11 protein-coding genes are annotated in these 23,653 nt (G+C 45.4%); 3 read left to right on the top strand and 8 right to left on the bottom strand.

Going from position 1 to position 23,653, the window contains the following annotated elements; all coding sequences use genetic code 11:
- Positions 1-61: 61 nt before the first annotated feature.
- Complete coding sequence (locus ACDQ55_RS18540; RefSeq protein ID WP_420982988.1) at positions 62-2,263, bottom strand: B12-binding domain-containing radical SAM protein; 2,202 nt, start codon at positions 2,261-2,263, stop codon at positions 62-64.
- Between the two features lie 547 nt (positions 2,264-2,810).
- On the opposite strand from ACDQ55_RS18540, the gene ACDQ55_RS18545 reads away from it, so the two are divergent.
- Entirely contained in the window at positions 2,811-3,455 is a 645-nt protein-coding gene (locus tag ACDQ55_RS18545) for a YceI family protein (RefSeq protein WP_420982989.1), read from the top strand.
- Between the two features lie 314 nt (positions 3,456-3,769).
- On the opposite strand, the gene ACDQ55_RS18550 is transcribed toward ACDQ55_RS18545, so the two are convergent.
- Positions 3,770-5,674: a TonB-dependent receptor plug domain-containing protein gene (locus ACDQ55_RS18550; protein ID WP_420982990.1), complete on the bottom strand. Its 1,905-nt coding sequence runs from the start codon at positions 5,672-5,674 to the stop codon at positions 3,770-3,772.
- A 307-nt stretch (positions 5,675-5,981) separates the two neighbouring features.
- Here ACDQ55_RS18550 and ACDQ55_RS18555 point away from each other — a divergent pair, with 307 nt between their 5' ends.
- Complete coding sequence (locus ACDQ55_RS18555; protein WP_420982991.1) at positions 5,982-6,119, top strand: alanyl-tRNA synthetase; 138 nt, start codon at positions 5,982-5,984, stop codon at positions 6,117-6,119.
- A 93-nt stretch (positions 6,120-6,212) separates the two neighbouring features.
- Here ACDQ55_RS18555 and ACDQ55_RS18560 read toward each other — a convergent pair whose 3' ends face one another.
- Positions 6,213-6,509 carry a rhodanese-like domain-containing protein gene (locus ACDQ55_RS18560; RefSeq protein WP_420982993.1) on the bottom strand — a complete coding sequence of 99 codons (297 nt, stop codon included), beginning with the start codon at positions 6,507-6,509 and terminating at the stop codon, positions 6,213-6,215.
- 187 nt (positions 6,510-6,696) lie between these two features.
- Between ACDQ55_RS18560 and ACDQ55_RS18565 the strand changes: the two genes are divergently transcribed.
- Positions 6,697-7,965: an NAD(P)/FAD-dependent oxidoreductase gene (locus ACDQ55_RS18565; RefSeq protein WP_420982995.1), complete on the top strand. Its 1,269-nt coding sequence runs from the start codon at positions 6,697-6,699 to the stop codon at positions 7,963-7,965.
- A 72-nt stretch (positions 7,966-8,037) separates the two neighbouring features.
- On the opposite strand, the gene ACDQ55_RS18570 is transcribed toward ACDQ55_RS18565, so the two are convergent.
- Genes ACDQ55_RS18570 through ACDQ55_RS18590 form a run of 5 tightly spaced genes read right to left on the bottom strand, consistent with a single transcriptional unit; the run spans position 8,038 to position 23,648 of the window.
- Positions 8,038-9,084, bottom strand: coding sequence for a hypothetical protein (locus tag ACDQ55_RS18570; protein ID WP_420982996.1), 1,047 nt, complete (start codon positions 9,082-9,084; stop codon positions 8,038-8,040).
- A 19-nt stretch (positions 9,085-9,103) separates the two neighbouring features.
- Positions 9,104-12,619 (bottom strand): YncE family protein, encoded by a 3,516-nt coding sequence (locus tag ACDQ55_RS18575; protein WP_420982997.1) that lies wholly within the window; start codon positions 12,617-12,619, stop codon positions 9,104-9,106.
- Between the two features lie 31 nt (positions 12,620-12,650).
- Positions 12,651-16,715 (bottom strand): hypothetical protein, encoded by a 4,065-nt coding sequence (locus ACDQ55_RS18580; RefSeq protein WP_420982998.1) that lies wholly within the window; start codon positions 16,713-16,715, stop codon positions 12,651-12,653.
- A gap of 10 nt (positions 16,716-16,725) precedes the next feature.
- The gene (locus tag ACDQ55_RS18585) at positions 16,726-18,873 is read right to left on the bottom strand and encodes a hypothetical protein (protein ID WP_420983000.1); all 2,148 of its coding nucleotides are present in this window, start codon (positions 18,871-18,873) and stop codon (positions 16,726-16,728) included.
- Positions 18,870-23,648: a DUF6603 domain-containing protein gene (locus ACDQ55_RS18590; protein WP_420983002.1), complete on the bottom strand. Its 4,779-nt coding sequence runs from the start codon at positions 23,646-23,648 to the stop codon at positions 18,870-18,872. The genes ACDQ55_RS18585 and ACDQ55_RS18590 overlap by 4 nt, the downstream gene beginning before the upstream one ends.
- Positions 23,649-23,653: the final 5 nt, after the last annotated feature.

The following is a 23,653-nucleotide window of genomic DNA, read 5'->3' on the forward strand; positions in this document are numbered from 1 at the left end:
GGAAACAAATATTTAACTTTTTCCTCATGACTGATACCGGGATTTTTCCCGGTAGGGCTGGCTACAATTTTAACAATCCGGTTTTATACAGGGTATTTACGGGTTTATTATCCCAAAAAAGCTCAAAATCTTCCAGACCTGCCGCCTCATAACTACTTTTCACCTCCTGCAACGTATAGGTTTTGGGGTTAGTTACTGCCAATTGCTGCAATATATTCGCCAGCCAGGCCCCTTGTGGAGTAGACACACTAATATTTATTTTTTCCTTTTTGCCCTGGAAGGTAAAAGAAGACATTTCCCAGGTGCTTCCTTTCTTAGATTTAGTAATAATTTCCATGGCGGGCTGTTTGCCCAGGTATACTACTTTAGAAGTAGGCTTAATGGTACCCACTTCTTCTTCCATCAGTGCCTTGGTAATAAAATCAGGTGCGATGGTGGTTTTAGGTACTTTAAAGTCAAACCATTTCGACAAAGGGAAGTCCAGGCAGGCGCCATGCATATAATTCAACAACGACTTTTTCAGGCCATAACTAAAGGTTTCATGCTCTGCGCCGGTAGGATCTATATGCATAATATCATTATTAGCAAAGGCGCCCAACTCATCGGTTTCTTTTTCTACCTTAAACTTTGCCGGCTCAAGTCCAACAGGGCTGTGGGCGGTCATAGTAAACTGATGCCAGAATGCAGATTGCAGGATACCGGCTGCAAACATTTGCCGTACCATTTCCAATGCATCGATAGTTTCCTGTGCAGTTTGCGTAGGGAAACCATACATCAGGTAAGCGTGCACCATGATGCCTGCTTCTGTAAAATGCCGGTTTACCCTGGCCACCTGGGCTACAGTAATACCTTTTTGTATCAAACCCAGCAACCTGTCAGAGGCTACTTCCAAGCCGCCTGAAACAGCGATACATCCCGATGCTTTCAACAACAGGCATAGATCGCGGGTAAAGCTTTTTTCGAAACGGATATTCGTCCACCAACTAACGGTAAGCTTACGCCGGATGATTTCTAACGCCAGCGCTCTCATCAGGGCCGGCGGTGCGGCTTCGTCTACAAAGTGGAAGCCGTTTTGACCCGTTTGGGCGATAATGGCTTCCATCCGGTCGCACAACATCACAGCTGTTAACGGCTCATATACTTTAATATAGTCTAATGAGATATCGCAAAAAGTACACTTCCCCCAATAACAACCATGTGCCATCGTCAGCTTATTCCAACGCCCATCGCTCCAAAGGCTGTGCATCGGGTTCACTACTTCTATGGCTGAAATATATTGGTCCAACAGCAGATCACTATAGTCGGGCGTTCCTAGCTGAGCCTGTTTATAGTCGTGAGTAGCCTTACTGTTGACATAGGTAACTTTATCATCTGCCAGTAAAAAAGTTCTTTTCAGCTCTTCCGGCGCTTTCTTGCCTTCCAATAAGTGCAGTAGATTCTCCAATGGAGCTTCCCCGTCGTCCAGGGTAATAAAGTCTACAAACTCAAATACCCGTGTATCCGACAGCGAGCGCAATTCCGTATTTGGAAATCCACCTCCCATGGCCACTTTTACGTTGGGATAATGTTCTTTGATCCATTGCCCGCAACGCAACCCCGCATAAAGGTTCCCGGGAAATGGCACAGAAATAGCCACCATAGCAGGTTTCACCTGCTCCATATGTGCGGCCAATATAACTGTTAAAATTTTGTCAATATAGGTATGCGCTGCTCCCAGCGCTGCATATAATTCGTCAAAACTATTAGCGGAACGGCTCAAACGCTCCGCATAGCGGCTAAACCCAAAATGCGGGTCCACACATTCCATGATCAGGTCCGACAGGTCTTCCAAGTACATCGTAGCCAGGTGCTTTGCCCTGTCTTGCATCCCCATGGAACCGAACGCCCAGTTCAGGTCGTCTAGCTGTGCAAAGCGTGAAGCCTCCGGCAGATAATCCCGTTTACTAATAAGATGTGCCAGCGTAGGATTCTTTCCCTGTAAAAATAAAATAACCGCATCGATGGTTTGGATATAATCGTCCTGTAACACCAGCATACGGGCTACATTCTCCGACATTTCCGCCGGCGGCGCTGCAGCAATGCAGGCAAACAACTGTTCCAATCCTTGTTTTGAAAACAAACGCAACGTTACTTCAATACCCAGGTCGGCCTGATAAGAAGGGATTTCCCTGGTATTGAGGAACCCTTTCAGATAGGCTGTAGCCGGATAGGGCGTGTTCAATTGTGTAAACGGCGGCGTTATTAAAAAAACAGTATTATTCAAATTGGATGGTTTAATCCGCAAAGATAATGTGATTTAGTATGATTTCCCCTACACCAAAACCCTACAAAATTTATAGACTATTATTTGGAAATAATAAAAGGCCAATTTATCTTTGTTAAACTACGCTGATTAAGCCACCACTCCATCAGTTCAAGTTACCAATTTTTACTTTATAGCAGTGTTCACCCGTTATACACGGAGCTGAATAGTTACAATATTTCCATTAGCAACTAAAAGTATAAAGGGAAAATGGTGATCGTAGAAGTTACCAATTCATTAATAACGTACAGTATGATATCCCTTTTGGTGGCACTGCTGATAAGAAAGTGGCGTCAGAAAAACTACCAGCGTTCAATCACATAGTCCCTACATTAGTACAGACCGCAAAGGTGAAAATAAGACAGCACCCTACTGGCATTCTAAAGGTTGTGCAGTTGTATGGATTCATGCATCTGGATGAACAAATAACTTTAACATTTATTTCCGGATCTCGTAAACGCGAATCCAATGTCCTATCTTAAATTGCACCAAATTTAAACACATACATATGCAACGATTAGCATCATTGTTCTTTATTGGAAGCAGCATCTTCCTCATGTCTTTTACAACACCCGCTACTGTCAATAAAGAAGGTCAACCAACCAAAAATATCGCTACCCGGAGCGCCACCGTTTTCCAAGTAAACAGCAAAGAAAGTATACTTAACTGGACAGGTAAAAAAGTAACCGGACAACACCAAGGCACCATCAACATTGCAGATGGCAAATTGGATGTAGAAAATAACGTATGGAAAAGCGGTAGCTTTTCCCTGGATACCCGCAGCATTGCAGTAACTGATATTAAAGACAGTGACAGCAATGCTAAACTGCTGGGACATCTGAAAGGCGAAGACTTCTTCTCTGTAGAGAAATTCCCTGCAGCTACTTTTGTTACCACTAAGATAACAGCAAAAGGAAACGGCAATTATGAAGTTACTGGTAACTTAACGATTAAAGGCATTACCAATCCTATTACCTTTCCTGCTACCGTTAGCGTTGCCAACAACAAGCTAACCGCTAAAGCAGCTATCAAAGTAGACCGCACCAAGTACAACATTAAATATGGTTCTAAAAATTTCTTTGAAGGCATAGGCGACAAAGCCATTTACGACGATTTTGACCTGGACGTGGTATTAGTAGCCAATGCTAAATAATCATTTATTCATTTTTCTATTCTCCCATTAATAATTCCTGGGGAGCGGAGGCACTCTGGCCCCCGGATGTTGCCTTAAAATATGTTGACAGATTTATTAAAGATTAAAATTAGTCCCTGGTCACTTTGGCTAGGGATTTTTTGTGCCTTTTATACGGAGTTTCCATACCTAATCTAGGGTGGCCTTTCATTTTGGCAGATAATACCTTCAAAAAAAGGCTGTCTCCTATGTTTGCTAAAAACAGGAGACAGCCTTAGGACCTGGAGACAGGATAGTTCTCAAGCCCTTAGTTTATACTTTCTTTCCTTAAAAAATTAAAACTTCACACTTCCTCCAAGTGTAATCCACTTACCCGGCATGGGCACTGCACCAGCTTCTACATAGGTTACATCCAACAGGTTATTGGCGTCTGCATAAATTTGGTAACGGGATTGCTTATACGCAATTCTGGCATCCAACAGCGTATAGTCTTTATAGTTAATACGCATACAATATCTGGCAGCAGCAGAAATAGTGAAATGCTGTAACAGATCAGTGCGTACATTGGCTGTAAGCTGGTGCCGCAATGTTTCTATTACGTAACGGGAAATTTTGGTGCTGATAGCATCTCCTTTAAAGGAAGGTGAAAGATAATTATAGCCCGCATTAATGCCTAGGCTGTTAAAGAACTGACGGGGAGCAAAAGCCGTGTTGTAGCCTGCATTCAAGGCAAACCCAGTCATATCTGCCCGTTGGAAATTTTGTGGCTGCCATTTCAATGTGGTTGGATCCAGGCCACCTACCGTATCTTTTACGAAATCGATAAAATTACTTACCTGGCGGTAAAAAACAGATCCGGTGTAGGAAAATTTACCGCTGAATTTACGGACGCCCACTTCTGTGTAAACAGCTTTCTCAGGATCTAACTCCGGATTCCCCATAATACCACCACCGTTATAATGCAGGTCTGTATAAGTAGGCAAACGTTGTGCAGTACCGGCGTTAGCAAATAACTTGAGATCTGGTGCAAGATTAAAGCCTACATCTGCTCCAGGGAAAAACTGCCATCCATATACGGAATTATAATTTAAGTAACCTCCCAGAGAGAAGGTGAACCGGCGATCTGCAAACGACTTGTATTCTCCGAATACACCGTAGTTTGACCGCTCACGGTTACCCAGGCTGGTGCTTTTAATATGCTCATAACGGCCTTCGATACCAGCGCCAAAAGTACCAATTGACGTAGCAAACGTATTGTTCAGCTCTGCATCCAGGATATTGGTATTGTGCAGGTTGCGGTAATTATCTGGTTTAATATAGATATAATCGTCTTTAGTATAACGGTAGCTTATCCTGGGTGTCATTACCCAATTACGGCGAATGCGCGAAGTATTGCTCACGGCAGCCAGGAAGGTTTTCACTGTTTCTTCGGAATTAAGGTCGCCAGGAGATGAGTAAAAACCATTAGCGCCATAGCCATTATTCACAAAGCCCGCCATCAGATTATACTGGTGCAGGGAGTCGGCATTGAATGCGGCCTGGTAAAATGCCCGGTAGTTATCATACGCTGTATTATAGCGATAACCATTGCCCTGATTTCGGCTAACGGACAGGGATTGACTAACTCCACCCTTTACCAGCGAGCCGGTGGCGCCCAGGCTATAAGCCCCATACAAGTGGTTATCTTCATTTTTTTTGAAGCTGCTGCCACCACTGCCATTAATAGTAAGGGCATTCTCCGTAGCCTTACGGGTAACGATATTAATGGCGCCGTTGAGCGCATTGATACCATATACTCTGGCAGCAGCGCCCCGTAATACTTCGATGTGGTCTACATCAGCAAGTGAAACCGGCAGGTTCATCACGTTATGCCCGGTTTGGGGATCAGTAATCTTTATCCCATTCAATAATACCAGGGTTTGGTCGAAAGTACCACCATCGATGCCAATATCGGCTTGTATACCTTCCGGCCCGCGTTGCCGCACGTCTAGCCCAGGTACATACGCCAGCACTTCTGTAAGTGAAGACACCGGCATTGCCTCTATCTGTTTACGGGTAATAATAGTAATGTTGCGATTCACCGCTTTTACCGGCGCGGCCAACCTATTTTCCTGTACCATCACCTCATCTAAATGACGGGTGATAAGAGAGGAATCCGATCTTTGCTGTGCGGATAAGCTTCCGCCAATACCCAGGAATAGGGAAATCAATAATGTATTCTTCACGACTGCTACAGGCATCTTTTAAAAAATTGCTAAAAGAGCGCAAAAATACGTATTATATCATTGTTTCAATCATTTGTCTTTTCAGCCATTCAACCAAACCACTCCTGGCCTTCGGCATAAATATAGGAAATTATCCCAGCTACTCCCCTGCTTCAAACATCTATTGCAAACGGTCCTCTTCCCAACTAAGTAGCTAAAAAAATTACCGTCCTGGATCATTAAAATACAGGGAACCCCTAAACTGTTCGCTTCCCATTTACTGGAATATATTATCTAATAAGACAATATCTATCTAATCAAAAAATCTTTATTTTCGCATATTATGGAAACAGATATCAGTAAAAAAGAAAAAATTATCCGCTGGATCAAAAAAATAGGCTTTTGGGGATTTATTTTTTTCCTGGTAAAAGGTCTATTATGGCTGGCCCTGGGGTATTGGGGAATAAAGTGGCTCCGTTAATGCAAAAATTTCACTTAAATTAAAACCCATCAGCCGTGACACTGTAAACTGCCCGGCGCAAACTGAAGCCGGTAGTGAATCCTGGAAGTATGGTTAAAACTGTTTTACTGCTTCACCCAGATCATAAACCGCTACCTTACCATTAAGTGCATTTGCCACAATACTAATGCCGGCAGCGCTCCTATATCCACCAACACAATGTACCACAACAGGCTTATCTAGTGGTATTTCGTTTACCCTTTGCCGTAGTTGGTCCAAAGGAATGGCCAGAGCCTGGTCAAATACTATCCTTGCTTGTGTTTCATTTTCCATACGTACGTCTACAATTGTATAATTATCGGGATGTGCCTTAAAGTCGGCCACGCAGGTCTGGACGGCCACAATCTCCATGTATTTAGGGCGGCCGCATAATCCTGGTAACGTTTTAGATCTCTGGCAGGATCTATCAGTATTTTTTTTGATGAAAAATACCTTCATCCCCATGTAAATAGGTGTAAATAGGTGTAAATAGGTGTAAATAGGTGGCAAACAAAAATCCTCCTGGACTGTTTACTAACGCAGACAAAAAGGATATATTATGAAGCATATTGTTATCATAGGCGGCGGATTTGCAGGTATTAACCTGTGCAGGAAATTGTCTAACCACGACGACTACACGGTGACCCTGGTAGACCGCAATAACTACAATTATTTTCCTCCGCTGGTATATCAGGTATCCATGGGCTTCCTTGACGCTACCAATATCAGCTATCCTTTTAGAAAACTGATCCATAAGAGTAAAAATATCCGTTTTATAATGGGTGATCTGGAACAGGTGATGCCCGCAGAAAAGCGGGTGATTTTATCTACCACCCAATTAAGCTACGACTACCTGGTATTGGCCTATGGCAGCTCCATCAATTATTTTGGCATGGAAGAAGTACAGAAAAACGCCCTGCCTGTTAAAACAGTAAGCGATGCCTTAGGGTTACGCAACCACTTCCTGCGGATAATGGAGCAAGCCACCATTACTACCGACCCGGCAGAAAGAACCAAACTACTAACCATTATGGTAGTAGGCGGCGGTCCTACTGGCGTAGAAGTATCTGGTCTGTTGGCTGAGTTAAAAAAGGAAATAATACCGAAGGATTACCCGGAAATAGCCGGTAAAGGTTATGAATCACATATTTACCTGATAGATGGCATTCAGAAGCTATTGGCCGCTATGAGCGAACAATCGCAACAAGACGCCTTTAACGCACTTACCAGAATGGGAGTAGAAATAAAGCTGGGGATGCAGGTAAAAGATTATACAAATGATCTTGTATACTTTGCCAATGGAGAAACCATCGCTACCAAAACATTAATATGGGCAGCAGGCGTTACCTGCACAACAATGAGTGGCATTCCTGCTGAATGCTATGGCCGGGGAAAAAGATTATTGGTAGATGAATACAATGCGATTAAAGACCTCTCCGACATATATGCTGTAGGGGATATTTGCTTACAAACCACCGACCCAGGTTTTCCTAACGGACATCCACAACTGGCACAGGTAGCTATTCAGCAGGGAACACGGTTAGCTAGAAATTTTCTGGCCATGGCAGCGTCAAAAGAACGTACGCCATTTAAATATTTCGATAAAGGCACCATGGCTATTATTGGTAGGAACAGGGCTGTTGCGGATATCACGAAGCCCAAACTTCATTTCAAAGGCTTCATTGCCTGGTTCGTCTGGCTTTTCATTCACCTTACCTTCCTGATCAGTTATCGTAACCGCTTTAAGACGTTTGCTAACTGGGTCATTGCCTATTTCACCAAAGACCAATCACTACGGTTGCTACTCAACTCTAATAATAAAGAATAGCATGGCTGTATGTAGATTACTCCAACTACTATACGTAAAAAAAGGGCCGGTTCTTCACCGACCCTTACCCATCTATTTTACCAATTCAAAAGGCACGCTACCAACAATAAATATTTTTTTGACTGGTACGCCTCCAAAATTCTTCCTTTTAAGAATCTCTGCCGGAGACTCATAAAAATCTACATCCAATAGCCTGTTGGGGGCCATCCGATGGGCCATCTGAATAAAATCAGAGCCTGTACCCATCGTGCCAACTAAGGGAAAAATATTGGCGCCATCTGGCGGATCTGTTTTACCCTTGTAATATTTGAATGTGATAGAAGAATTAAAACTAGCGGGCCATCTTACTTGTACTGTAGGCGCATAATTCGGCGTTGCGATGGGAGTTTTGGGGAAGACCACCGTATTAGCTTCATCTGGGCCCGGCACTGTAAATTCAATAAACCCATCTGTGGGCAGGTTTTGGCACTGTACGCCTACATTCAGCAACCCACCATATTCTGCGCCGTTGATAGTAGCATAATTCTCAATAGTAGCCGGCGTTGCATCTACTTCTATCGTATTTTTCCAGCCTACATTCGGATGGGTTAAAATGAAATTGGCCATGTCATTCACTGTACCGATACTATACAGGTCTGGTGGAACAAGCTGATCAGGCCCATTTTTTACCCATGCCACCAAACAGTAGTGGTTACTGGTTCTGGGCGGCGTCCAGCGGTAAGGCGCAATAGTGGCCACCAAACCCAATGGATCTGCCGTTACCTGGGCAGCATTAAGGGGGATGCCATTTCCTTCATCATGAATAATGCTGTCCATCTTCCAGTTTTGCGGCCACAATACGATACTGGTATCCACATAATACAGGTAGATGGTAGAGGTTTGTTGCTGGTTGAGGGTATTGATTCCTCTTGCATACACGAAATTAGTAGTCAGTGGCGTTTGCTTGTCGCCAGAGGGCATTCCCTTATCATAGAGGGACTTATCTACCAGCTCCTGTGGATTTTGAAGAACCTCGGTACCGTTGACATAAATATCAGGGGATTGGGTCCAGCTGGTGCCTCTTGTTCCGTCGGGTGTTTCTCCCACATAGTCCCGTATAAAAATACCTTCGTAAGCCATAACTGTTCGTTTTTAAAGTTTAGAAATTAATCTGATTGATCTGAGCAATATTGTTACTATTCAAACAAGCCAGGTAAATGGAAGACCCATCCGGTAACATGGTAATACCTTGTGGGAACCTTATATCTTGTTGCCAGGAGAGCGTTTGAATGATCCGGAGCGTAGCCGTGCTCACTACCCGTACACCCGTAATATCCGCATCTGTAATAAACAGCCTGCTGCCATCCGGCGAGATGCACATCTGCTGGAGATTGATTAAAGTCTGATAAGATGACGGATAATTAATATCCCTCATAGCCAGCGTTTGTGCGTTTACGATAGTAAAACTGGTTGTCAGGTTGGCCTGTGCCAGAATATACAAAGTGCTGTTATCCGGAGACACTACCATAGACCGGGCAATAGATTTGATGGTTAGCTGCTGCTTATCAGGCGCATAACCTCCTTTCTGCGAACGACGCACCGTATATACATTTCCTTCGAAAGCGTCTAGCACAAATACTACGCTGCCATCGGGCGCATTGGCCAACAGGAGCGTATTCGATTTTACTGTCGACACAAACAGGTCCATATCGGCAATTACCGTATAGCTGTTGGTGTTAATGTCGCAATCATAAACGACCAGGCTATACTGGCCCTTATCGCCTTTCACCAGGAGGAACATATTGATACCGTCGTCTGATATGGTGATATTGATTGGTAAACGCTTATCACCAGTGCTGCTATCGGGAATAGGTATTTTGAGCTGCGGAGCAAAGCTAGTAGCATCTAATACCTGGATATTGTTATCATCTTTCTGGATTAAAAACAGCTTTTTCACAGGAGATAACGGTGAGAAAACGCAACTGATAACATCCACTGTGTCCATCTTATTGATTACTGTACCCGTGGCCACATTATAGACGTAGATCCCTTTTGAATATGGGGCACCACCCTGTGTGCTGATAAAAGCATTATGCCAGGCTACCACAGATTTATTGTCGCTGCTGATCTCTACACCTGTCGGGAACTGCCCTACTGCTGTGGGAGAACGCTGCATCTCATAATTATTGAGATTTAATACCGTCAGGCTTTTCTCCTGGCTACTGGCAATAAACACCATGGCGTCATCTGGTGACAAAGACACTCCAGAAGGCTGCTTAACCGTAGCGATGTTTTGTTCCAGCACCTTGCAGTTGTTAACGCCTCCACCACAGCTAACCAGGGTAACAGTGTTGCTACTGGTATTGGTAATAAAAGCATAAGCGCGACTGGAAGTAGTATCAATATACTGCGGGCTCGTTCCCAACTTCAGCTCTTGCCTGTCGGAAGATCCCCGGTCGTCGTGATCCACTACCAGTAAGGTATCCGTTCCTTTACATACCACCAACAAAGTATTTCCCAACGGATCTGCCACTGCCACATCAGTAGGCTGCGATTGAATACCAGTGATATCACGCACAAACTGGAAGCTATCGCTCAACGCATTGTATCCGATAACAGATACAGTGTTACTATCTGTATTGGCGATATATATCAGGGCGCCGGTAGGATCCAGGCAAAGGCCACCAGCGTTCATGCCGGTATGAATATCACTCTTCATGGCAAATACGCTATCATCAATTTTCTGTATAACCAATAAGTGCGCCTCCCGGTCTTCCGTACTATTGCTACTGATAAAAACATACTTGCTTCCCTGGGCTACAGCTATCTGCACCGGAGTATAATCCAGCACTACGGTAGTTAGTACCGTGAAGATATAAGCCCCTTTGACTTCATTATAAACCACGCCTACCACCGTAAGATGCCCACCGTCATCTGCAATAAAAAGATAACCACCATCATTAGAGAACTGGATATCTACCGGTTTTCCGTCTACTGGTATCGGATCACTGTACCGGTCGTAAGTAAGTGAGTTCAGTATTTCCACGCAAGATGCCGCCTGGTTGATAGCCGCTACAAATTGTGCTCCCGGTGATGCTACAACTTTGAGTGGAATAAAATTAATGGCTTGATTCTTCCCTTCTTGTCCAAATGCCTGTATCATTACATTGCGACGTAAGGAGTATAATTGGGTGGGACTTTTAGGCACAATAGACCACATACCTGGCGCCTTCACAGATTTAAACAGGGTGCCGCTCTTATCTACCGGTTCTTTCGTATTATCCCGTACATTCAACAGATATACGTCTTCGTTAGTATCCACCTCCCAATAAAACTTAACCTCATGTGGGAAGTCTTTTTTGTAAATAATGTTGGGAGTAGCCACAAAGGAATTGATTGCCGGCAATACATCGGCAGTTACCGTTTTCATGACCGTATTGCTAGGGTCGCCTGCTCCACTCGCCACCAATGTAATATCCTGACTCGACGTTAATGCTACGGTATAACTATTTTCTTCAGTTACATCCTTGTAAAAGGGCATCAATGCAAGGAGTTTATAATTACGGGCTTTCCAGGAAATCGTAACGGTAGCTTTACCATCCTTAACCGTGGCGGGATTAGGCGTCACCGTTAATTCATCAATGGCTACGTGAGGGATCTTATTCAATACAATGTAGAAGGAGCCATCGTTGTAGCCAGGCACTTGCTGATACTGCACAAACATCAGTGTAGGCCCCGGCTCAAAAGTGGTGACAATCTGGTCTATATCAAACTCCACGAGTGATTTAGCGCCACCGCTAACAATTGGCTGACCGTCGGGAGGCACCATTAACCAACAGGGGTTTTGCTGATCTTCATTCTGAGAAATAGTCCAGTTGCTGGCATTCTGCCCAGCCCTTACTTTTATTTTTCCTGCCGCGGCGGGTGTGGTCAACGCACCATATCCGGGCCACGTTTCCGCATATACGAAAGAAACGGTGAATACCGTTTGCGGGCCAGCTTTAACAGTAGCGGGAATAGGGCCTGGTTTCAACAGGAAAGAAATACTGTTGACCACAGGGTCATATCCATCAATACTATTGATGATATCTGAAGCCGACTCCAGCTCGCAACTGAGCGCCATGTGCAAGTCTTTCTGATCACTAGGAGCATTTTGCAGCAGCACTTTAAAATAGGCCACCTGCGGAAGCTTGCCGGAGGATACAGGATCTACCCGGAAACTGGTTACATTGAGGCTAACGTTGGGGGCAGCAGGTGGATTATTTAATACCAGTCCATCAATCGTAATATCAATGGAATCGCCCACTCCACTTGCCAATGAAATATCAAAGGTAGGAGTCATACCAATGAGAAAATTATCTGCGAACAGCTCAAACTCCCAATCATCGGCCGAACAAGAAAGTGCATTAAATTCGGCAGTGGTAAGTTGTAAAGCGCTCAGGTCCAGATAAAGCAAAGAACCCTGTGCCTGGGGTGCTTGATTTTTAGGCACCAGCTGACCTGGGGTAAATGCTGCTGCTCCCACATTTACGGTAATGGCCAATGTTAACTGGTTAACAGCAGGATTATCCGTAATGTATATAGTATTTGCGGCATCCGGATTTCCCATTTCGAATGCCAACTGGGCCAGTGCGCCCTGAGCGGCATCTGAGAGGACTTCGTGTACTGTTTCCATAGATTTTTTTTTACTGTTTTGAAATAACGGTTTATATGATCACAGATAGCAAACAAGCATCCGAGCCATCGTTAATACCAGTTATGCCTGTATAATCCGCATAAACCTGTACTTGACCGGCTATATCGGCTACCTGTGCCTGTTGTATAGTAAAAGTGATCGCCTCATCTGGGTCTATGCTCACTTCTGCAGTGGGCGTAACAGCCCAGTAGTTACCATACTGCGTGCTATTCATGCTCTTAAAATCCCATCCAACCAATGAAATACGCAGGTCTGGCACCTTATCATTATCTATCAGTTTACCAAAATGCAAATAGAAAATAGCGCCCGTATTAGGATCTCCCTCTGGTAATAACTGCCCAGGGCTAAACGTTACCGGCGCCGGTTTTTTATTAGTAACCACCAGCGAAAATTCATTCTTCTTTCCTGCCTGTGCAGCAGGTTGACCATCAAGATTGAGTAATACAAAACTCAATAACTGAGGGTTCAGCCTAAGCCATCCCTCCCGGATACCTTGCGGCGTGTATGCTGCAACCGCCTGACCACTGTTATAGCTAATATCCGGATTCACTGTCCACTGCGGATTATCCTGCACTTCAAACATTTCTACCCAACTCCACTGATACCCTTCTTCCTGGGGCAGGGGGATATTAAAGCCAGTAATACCTCTTAGGATAGGACTGGTAAGGAAAGTCATTTCCAGGGTATTGATAGTATCTGCATACTGATCCGGCGGTATCTCAATAGACATCACCGGCACTATGCCTGTAGTTGCATAAAGAGCAGCACGGGGATCTACCAACGCCAATACTTTCAGCGAATCCTGCAACATGTTAACCGGATCTGTGGTAGTTGTTTTGGGAGAAAGGGTAAGCTTCAGATTAGTAGTTCCCGGCCTTACTACGCCGTTTTCATCGACTGCCGCTTCTGAATAAAAGGTGCTGAAATCAATTCCTTCATTTCCCTGTTTAAAATAGCCGATCAAACCATCATTGATTTTTTGCAGGTCGCCCAGCACCACCGGGAACTGCACGTTATCAAAATTATTATTGGCCGGTTCCAGGGAATACCAGCTTTGGTTTAACGCCTGGCTGCCTGCAACCTCCAGGCGCAACATCACCTGGGTAACTGCCACAGGGCTGCCTATGAGTACGGCCAGATCGTTATTCTGCGCAAAGTTATCTGGGTTTACAAAGTTGTGCATCGAATCTATTGCCGTCCAGAAGCTTTGGAAAAATGCGGGAGAGCTAGCCATCAAAGCCTTAGCCAGCGCCGCAAAAGTGGGGTTCTGGTACAGGAATACCTGCTCCACTCCCTGATTGATAATCTTGTTATCGCCTGGGGCAGATTGCCACAGGATCTGATTATGATCACCATTGAGATACATATTTCCCAATGCTTTGCCATATTGATCGTAGAAAAAGAGACTTTCATCCAGGTGGTTAGGCAACAGCCAGCCACATACCGGTGTAGTAGCCGGGTGGGTATTCATTTCCGGCATATCTCCATTATCCACTGCCGCCAACCACTGGAAGATAAGCCGGACTGGCTGGGAAACGCGTGGCGGCAAAAACACAGTATCAGGCAACACTTTGTCTTTATAATAACTGATCATCGAATCTGCCCTGATGATATTGGTAATATCGATCTCGCGCTTCTGACCATATACATCTACCGCAACCACGCGCGGCAACATATACCCTGCGCGGATAGGATTATAATACCCATTGGGTGACGGCGAAAGACTATACGATTTACCCACAATCGATACCACTGCATCTGTCAGAAAGAAATAAGGATTGGATTCGGGCACTTTAATATTGAGCTGCAGATCCTGGTTTTGCATGATCAACTCATTACCGAAACCATTCAGGGAAAAAGACAAATATTTACCCGTTCCCAGGTCTTCCAGGATGTTTTGCAATGTTTCATCTGTATGATCTTCGAGATATTCTGCCAGTTGTTTGGCAAAACTTTCGGCAGCACTATCGGTCAGTATAGCCGATCCTGTATACAGTTGCTTATTATGCGCCATTACCTGTATAGGGTCGGCTGCGCCGGTATAGGTAATAAAACCGCCCTGGTTCTGATCTACTTTATAGTTGTTAGTAAAAAAGTTAGCGGGATAATCCTTTAACTGTTCTCCTTCCCGGGTTATTTGCAGCGGGGCATAATCGGTTTCCCATATTACCATGATCGGATTCCAGGGGTTGCCGTTCCACCAACGTACGGCCTTGGCTGCGGGCAACAATCCGGTAAAGGTATAATCTGTTTGCGTACCGCCATCCAACGCTGTTTTTAGGCTTGTTTCCAGCTGGGCAGCCGCTACCCCACTGAGCACCGAGATAATGTTGGTATTCAGCAGGCAGCTTTCCTGTAGTAAAGCTGTAAACACATCCGGATGGGGTAACTGATTAGGAACAGGCAATGCGATCCCACTAAACTGTGCAGCGTTTACCACTATGTTGTTAACAGTAATGGCTTGCAGCACCTGGTCATTAATGCGGCATACCAGGTAACCCGATACCTTATCCACCCCGGTACGCCCAAATCGCATGGCGCCGGTAAAAGTAGGCGCCGTAAGCAGCAGCAATGGCTCATTGGGTTGCCAATAGCGGTTGGCGGGTGTTTCCTTTATTTCCAGCTCCGGTTTGATACGCCTTTCCGCATTGAGTGCATCAACCTGTCCTTTCACGAGCTCCTGTTGTGTATCGCGGCTGTTCTGCAATCTTGTGGCCGTTGGATCGATCACATCTTCATAATAGGCTATCTGCTCACGGATAATGCTATCCAAGTCATTTTTTACTTCGTCGCTATCTGCTTTCATCAACCGGTACCAATTGGCGAAAAGCAGTCCTTTAAACTGCGCAACGTAATTGGTGTAGTAATCGTACTGTTGCTGATATACATTGAGTTGGTTTAAAGCAATACCTAATTGCAGGGGCAAGTTGGTTACCGGCACTTCATTATCCGGTTCATTTACACTTTTTTCATCTGTTTTTTGGGTAATAAGATAGATTGTACCAGCATCGGAAGGATTAAACTGTTTACCATGCAAAAGCTCTTGTAACAATGCTAACTGTCCGGCTGCCGGTTCCCGGAATATGGGGAGTATACCCGTTTGGAAAGCGTTCAGCAATTGTTCAAAGAAAGCAAGGTCAGGATGTATCCTGTCTTTAAAATAAGCAGAAAAAGCTTCTGCAGGATTATTGCCTACGGTGGCGGTAGCAGGGATAGGGCCCAGGTCTGGGCTATCTACTATATAACTGGTTTTTACATTCCAGGCAATTGCCTGGGTAAGACCGCTGTAAAAAGAGTAATCCGGTGTGGAATCGCTGTCCTGAAAAGACCAACCGTACTGTTCTTCCAGCTGTGCATTTGTTTTGCCTCCATACAGAGGATCATTAACAGCAGTACCATACCAACCTGTGAGCTGGTACATGATATCTGCCGGTCCGTCAATTCCTGCCAGCTCATCATAAAACCCAAAAATATTTCTGCAATTAGGGTAAAAGGCGGCAAAAGTGGTATCACCGCTGGCTACGGCCGAAAACTCCTGTCCGGTGAGGTTTTTGAACTGCTGTGGATCTGCCGGTTCCTGCCAGTCGGCCGTAAACAGTGCAGATATGCCGGTGTAGCGGTAGTTTTGTTCTTTTTCTGTAATGGTTTTCACGGGTAGCGTTACCACTGCGTCGGTAGGTTTAGCATCGGCAGCATAGAGACTATCGCTTTCTATCACCCAGGTGGTACGGGCAGGTATACCATTAGTGATTACTATACGGCTGAGCAGCCACCTATTAGGGGGAACAGGAAATATCGTTTTATTTTGTACACTGTCAAATACGCCACGGGTAAGCGCTTCTGGTAGTGCCCAGTGCAGATGTATCCCTTTCTTCAATTGGTTCAGCGGCGCATCTGCCAGCGAACGCACCACATTGGAACCCAGGAAAGCATCGTACTGTCCTGTTTGACGGGTGAAGGTGGTAGTTGCTCCTGCAAACCTGGAAGTACCTGCCTGATCTTCCTGGTCTTTTATTCCCACACAAAGGGCCGTTATATCTATCGGTACTATCAGACCGGTGTCTGTTTGCGCCATACTGCTGTGTTTATGATTTGTTGATGAAATCTACTTTTACCACTCCTTTGATCATCTCCAGGGCAAATTGGGCAGCGGTAAAATCTGTAATTCCTTCGTTGAGCGGAGGATTGTTGAGCACCGTTTTTATAGTACCTGCCGCTTGGGCGATCTGTAAAGTCTGTGCATCCGGACGGGCGCTGATAGTGGCCACAAGATCCGGGATCTGCGATCCCGGGTCTCCACCGCCCTGCACAACACGCAGGCTGGTAAACAGGTCGGGGTATGTGCCTTCCACGCCTGAATGCAGTGCCTCCGGTGGTTCGTGCAGCGATAGTTTTGCCAATACGCCATCGAAAATGCAGATCATCACTTCTTCCGATAAAGCCGCCATACGGAGCTTATTGATCTCTCCGCCATCACTGTCGTAACCAATGATTTCCAGCCCTGGCCAACCTTTCAGCACAGCGGAACGCAGCAAACAACCAGTAATGATTTTGCTGGTATTGACATAATTTTTCAAGGAAGCTTTCCGCAAGCGGAATTGGGTAGCCATCACCCTCGCATTACGTGACAGCTCCTGAAAATGCGGCTCTTCTACCAGGAGAGAAGCCGTAGTAGAACGGCCAATGCTAAAAGCGCCATCCATTAAAGCATCTACCCAATTATTATCCATATAAAAAAAACGAAGGGATTCCGGGGGCAACATCCGTTCATCTGCTACCAGATAGTTAAAAGGTACACCATGCAGGAGGCTTAGTTTGGCCATCCATTTTACAATCTCCTCCGGCGGATCTATACCCACCTCTATCCAGGCTCTCCGTTTAGCAAATACTTCTGCGAAAGCCGTGATGCCCGTATATTTATCTTCTATTATCTCTTGCTCTGCCTCTTTCGCCTGCCAGGCATACAAACTTTTTTTCCAGTTATACATGGCAGAAGCAAATGCTTTGTTCTGCAGGGCCAACAGCTGCCCCAGCTGCCAGGCAGCTCCATAGGACACATCAAAAAGACCAGTTTCCGGATTATAACAATTTACAGCATCCGGACAAGTGGTTGGCGCTATAAAGCTTTCTTTCACTAAATAAGGGAGCAAGGGCCCTCTATACCAGGATACCGTATGCCCGCTATGCCGCAGGTAATGATCGTGCGGCGTATATCCCATCAACAGCGCATTCTGCACCAGGATATTAGCATCGACAGGAGTAAGCGTACCGTTATGTTGTTTTTCCAATGCAGATTTAATAGCCTGCGTATCGGGCGCAGCGCCATAAAATGGCACTTGCAGTACGGTAAGTCCCTGCTGCCCCAGTGCATCCTTATTCAGGTTTTCCAGTAATCTTTTAAAACTTTCATCATCATCGTTTGCAGTGTAGCTCCAACTAAGATAACAGAGCAAGCGCACCGTACTAATGCCTTCCGGCAGGTGACTGGTGCTATTTTCATCTGGCAAATAATCTCCCATATTTTCCAGCGACACGAGGTAGGCATAACTGGTGGTATCCCTCAGTGGTAAACGGTTTCCCAGTACTACCGTATAGTTTTCTAATTCTTTAGCGATATTATCAGCTTTATCAAGGGTTTGCATCTTACGGATATGCGCGAGAAAAGGCAGGTCTTTTTTCGTAGGGGCGATCCTGTTAAACATATCTGCGCTGATATCAATAATGTTACATGCATCGTCTGGCGTTTCACCATAATCAAGATGATCGAGACCTGGATAAGAAAAGATACCTGACGGCATAGCCCCCACGCCAGTAATGGAAGATCCGGCCACTGTAATTGTTTTACCAGCAGGCACCAGGGCATTGGCTTTGAGTTGTATAACGGGTGGCTGTTCATCTTCATTGAACAGTAATACCGCCAGCCAGGGAGCATCCGCTTCATCAGCCACACTACTCCGTTCCCATGGTAAAATGCGCCGGTTAAACAAAACATGCGGCAACACGTTGGCAAACTCTCCATTAGCCAGGTTCTGGGGGAAATTGGAATTAATATCATCCTGGTTCAGCGAAAACCGCTCGCTGGTTACCGCAAACTTCCTGCTGGTACTGAATTCCGTTGCTTGCTGGTTAGTGCGTTGCTTCAGCGTAATGGTATATTCCGCTGATTTCAGCGGCGGTAAATCATATTGTATGAAAATAATCTCCCGTTCTTCTGTTGCTGATATATTCTTCATGAATCAGTTTTTTCTTCACCCAGCAGCCGTAGCTGCGGAGTGGCCAATAAATAATAGCTAGCCGTATCTGCCAGTTCATCTACATTCACATGTACGTCAATATTGAAAACATTATTGTTGATTGCGTTCAATAACAGTGGCCGGTTGGCCATTGCCTTTGGTCCCATGATTGTGCCAGGCACCGTTTCATTATTGAAAGAATCTGTAACAGGGATATAAGTTTCTGTCCAAATAAATTCCTGTAGCTCAGGGGCCAGGTTAAACTGCAGGTATTCCAGCTGTATGGGCAGCGTACTAACAGACACCTCACGGTAAGGGGCCAACGAAAATCCGGTCAGTACGTTTTTGAGGGTGGTATCATTTACAGGGTCACCTACATCCGGGTTTCCGCTTTTATTGAAATTGATCTTCTGCCATAATCCTTTGGGTACATTTTTCAGAATAGGAGTGGCATGGAAAGTAGCTTTTTCCCCACTGCTGCTGGTCACTTCAATTATCTGTGTAGAAGCGAAAGCATTATTATCCAACCCTACAGGCCGCACGCCAAAATCCACGTTCTGTGTGGGCGCTGGTATAGCCGGATCCAATTGTATGAAAATGTCTGTGTTATTGTTGTTATCGAAATCCCAGTCTTTTGAAGGAATGACCGCATCGGTACTCAGCACAAATTTCTCAGCGCTAACGATCCAGTTCAGTTCCCCGGCCTTATCCGACAACTGCATCAACAGGCCATCAGTTACCAACACCTTACATACATCAGGGTTGGCGCTGTCTTCCAGCCCCTTACCATCTCCCACCTGCTGCTGCGGCAGCATTTCTTTAGTGAATTCTTCCCAGCTAATGGTACGTGGCTTATTGGTACTGCCGGCTCCAAAGGAAATAGTGAAAGAGATAATAGCCAGGTCGATAGTGGCCTTACCACTGAAATCAGGGCCCCATACGTGTAAACCTACACCCACATGGATAGTGATGGTTTTACTAGTAAACCACAAGTCAATAGTAAAGGAAGCCCCGATATCTGTATTAGCTACAATATCGTAATGGAACGGCTTCCACATGATCAGAAAATCGGCCTGCAACAAGAACCAGGCACGGATACCACCGCTTTGCCAAACAGCTTCCATCATACCGCCGGCCATTACCGCATTGGAAGTAAGGGCAAAGTACAAACTACCCCTTATCAACAGGTGGCTGTCTACTTTCCACTCAACACCTAAGCGGGGTACCCGTGGATAATACACCGGCGGCGTATAATTAGGATTATAACCACCGAGCGTAATCACGAAGTCGCCTTCGTATGCGCCGCTAAACCAGAAGTAAAATGCAAACCCACCGGTCAGGTGGCAGGATTTAGCCAGTATGTAGGAATTATCTGTTAATTGTCCCTGAATAGAAATTAAGCCGCTGCCATCCACATAGGAAGCCTTAATGGCCAGTTCTGCAAAGGCCACCGCCGGGATACCCGTACTGCCGCCGGAACCTGGCGGTATCACCACCCTGGAAAGACCCAACAAGGCTATTTCCAGGCGAGTGCCAAAGATAACAGTCAGCAAGGCGAAAGAACTCACCATCTCAAAAGAGGTAAAGTTGATGCCCGCTGCGAGCCAAGCACTGCCCACTTCAGGAGCTACAATGCCCTTCTCTTCTATCTCTGTGAGCACGGCATTGATCTGTGCTTTCAGGTCTTTTGTAGGATCGGGCACGGGCGCACTGCTGCCTGGCATAGACCATACCACAAACGGGAATGTAGCCACGCCGGTAATATCAGGTATTACCAACTTACGGTTGTAGCCAAAGCCCGCCGAAAGCCCGGTAACAAAGAAGAATGGAGGGCCTCCCAACGGGAAGTTCAACACTGCATACAAGAACATGGAAGGCTTACCTCCCACTTCCGTGTAACCACCTATTCCCCCGATAGCCAATGTGGCCGTTTTCACTAATATATCTCCATAAAGGCTTACCGGTGAGAAGCTACCCATCAAACCGCCAGTGATCAATACCGGACCACTACTATAAGTAATACTGATACCATCCAGATTAAAGGCGATGTCGAAAGAAGAAATGCCCACGCCTATACCAAAACCATTCAAGGCAATGCTGAGGCCACTGGCAGTAGCCATTACATTCACCAATACATAGATTTTAGAGTTTTTATACCCTATTCCTATCTTATCAAAATACAGTGGGCCGAAGTTTTTCTGCAGGTTAAACCATTTGGTTTTCACTGCATCATTATCATTCGCCATCAGCTCCATTGTACCAGTATTGTCTGCCAACATCAGTTCCTGGCCAGTTGCCCCACCCAGCACGAGGTTGAGTGGATAGAGCGTTCCTCCGATGTTCAATGTCATAGAGAAAGACACCTGCCCATTCATACCTTCTGCGGGTAGCGACGGATAATTTTGGGCGTCTGGCACCAATTCCTGGATCTGTTTATTGATCGCCGCTGCCAACACTTTATCTGTAATAGCAGAAACGAAGTTGACGTTGATAGCCGAAATTTCCAGTTTACCGGCATCTAGGAAAGTAAGCTTATCTATGATAGGCAAGTTGGTAAGATCTATAATACAGTTGGAGGCAAGGCCGAAGAAAAATACCCATTGCTGGTTGGCCGGGTTTCTCATCGCTACAAAAACGGCTTTACCATAGTTGGCCGACTCTAAAGAAAAAGCCAGGGTGGAGCTGCTGAAATCATAGAGCAGGGAAGCCCGTTTTAATGCCAGGTCCAAACCGGCAGGCACTTCAGGCATATCGAACCCGAACGCCTGTACGATATCTGCCAATTGCAGGTATTCAGCAGGCGAAGTAGCCTCCCAGGCAGCAGAAAGCTGGGTATTAGTAGTACCAGTAATAAAATTAATGGTGAATATCGACTTCCCGTTTCCTGTAGCATGTTGAATAGTAATAGTGCCTGTAAGCACCAGCGTATAGGAATTATTTGCCCCGTTGTTCAACGCAAAATCTACCTGGATCGCCAATTCCGTAGTGGTGAACATAATCTTTGCCGTAGCGCCAAAGGAAAAATCCTTGGTAGTACTGTTAAAAGCGGCAGAGAGGTTTAACAGGGTGATTGTCCGGATCCAGGCAGGTGGATTAGGCACCCCAAATTTATCCATAATATAAGCAATCAGATCTCCTATTACAATAGGATCTCCTTCCTGGGTACTGCCATTAAACTGCCAGCCGCCATTGGGAGTATTGTTGATGGAGGCGCTGAGGTTCACCCCTACTTTGCTGATCTGCAATACTGTGGCTACACTGCCTTGGATAGGATTTACCGGATCATTAGGATCACGAATGAAACTAAGCGTAAATATATTGATGGCAATCTTATCTGTGATACGCCATACATCGGCCGACTGCGCATCGAAGCGGAAGCTTTGCCGTTCAGGCACCACTACTACCTGCAATATAGAAAAACTAAAATCAGGTATGCTTTCCGGGATGGTTACTTTATTTTCAAACAGCTGTGCGGCAATTGTATTAAGACTGAGCGTGGTACCTGGCGCCAGACCTGCGGTAATCGCCCATTCCGGATTATCGGCCGTTTTATTAAGGCTGCACATCAAATAGTTGCTGTCGCCTATTTTAAAAATACCATATAAGGCGCCATAGATCTCGCGTTTAAGCGGGTCTGTAAGATCAGTAATATCGAAACCGACAGACATCTTTTCGATCGAAAAATAACCGCTGATCACTGGCCAGGAAGAAGCTGTAGATACTTTAAACTGCAATTGCGTTAATACATTGTTGGTAGCATCAAAATCAGTAAAAAGCGTATTGATTTCAATTTGCGGTATTTCGGCCAGCCCTTGCGGCAGCGAATCCATGAAAGCCTTGCCTCCGGCCAGTTCCAGGAGATCAGAAAAACTGGGCAGGGTAACTGTTTCATTGGGCTGCAGCCCGAAAGACCAGGAAGTAGTACTACCAAGCGAAGCACCCAGGTATACGGGCACATTCACCCCTCCCAACTGAAAAGTACCTGTGATGCTGGCGGTAGTCTGCCGTTTTGTACTATCCAATGGATTTAAGAGGGACAGATTAATCTGCATGCCTGGCAACAAGACTACTTGTTTATCTACGATTGTCCAACCGTTGGTAACCGAAAAACCTGTGGTAACGTAAGCCACTGCAGGAGTGGCTGTGTCATAAACAATATCCAGACTATTGAGCTTAAAACCAGACAGTATAGCCGACAACGCAGGGGGCAGAAATTCGTTTATATTTTGTCCGGCCAGGAGTGATCCCAATGCAGCCGGCGTAATATCCTGGTCGGTATCTGCCGCAACCATGATCTGCCATTGGTTGGCCGAACCGCCTTTAAGATCGATGGGAATACCGGCAGTAATGACATCGGTCAATACCTGCAGTTTAAATTCGAAGGATACAACACTATAGTTTTCCGTAAGCGAAGTAATAAAGGAAATATACCCTGCTTTGATCCAATACAACACCGGCATTGCTGGTTGATAGCTATCAGGGAAAGCAGCTGTTACAGTACCTACTACCTCTTCTTCTTTCACATCGAAGGTAAGTTGTAATTGCAGGTCCAGATAGCCTAATATACCCGATACACCGGTAACAGTAACCGAATCGGCCCCTGGAGGCACTTTATTGGCATCAGACAACAACAGGCTTTGCTGGCGCAATACCCGGTTGAAAAAAGTATCCATAAATGGCAACCCAAAATCGGATGGTTGCAATAGCATATCTCCATTCGGTTGAATCGGGATAGCTTCCATTTTCTCGATGATCTGCTCAATTAAAGAGGCCATAAGAT

Source organism: Chitinophaga sp. 30R24 (assembly GCF_049056765.1).
Taxonomy (GTDB): domain Bacteria; phylum Bacteroidota; class Bacteroidia; order Chitinophagales; family Chitinophagaceae; genus Chitinophaga.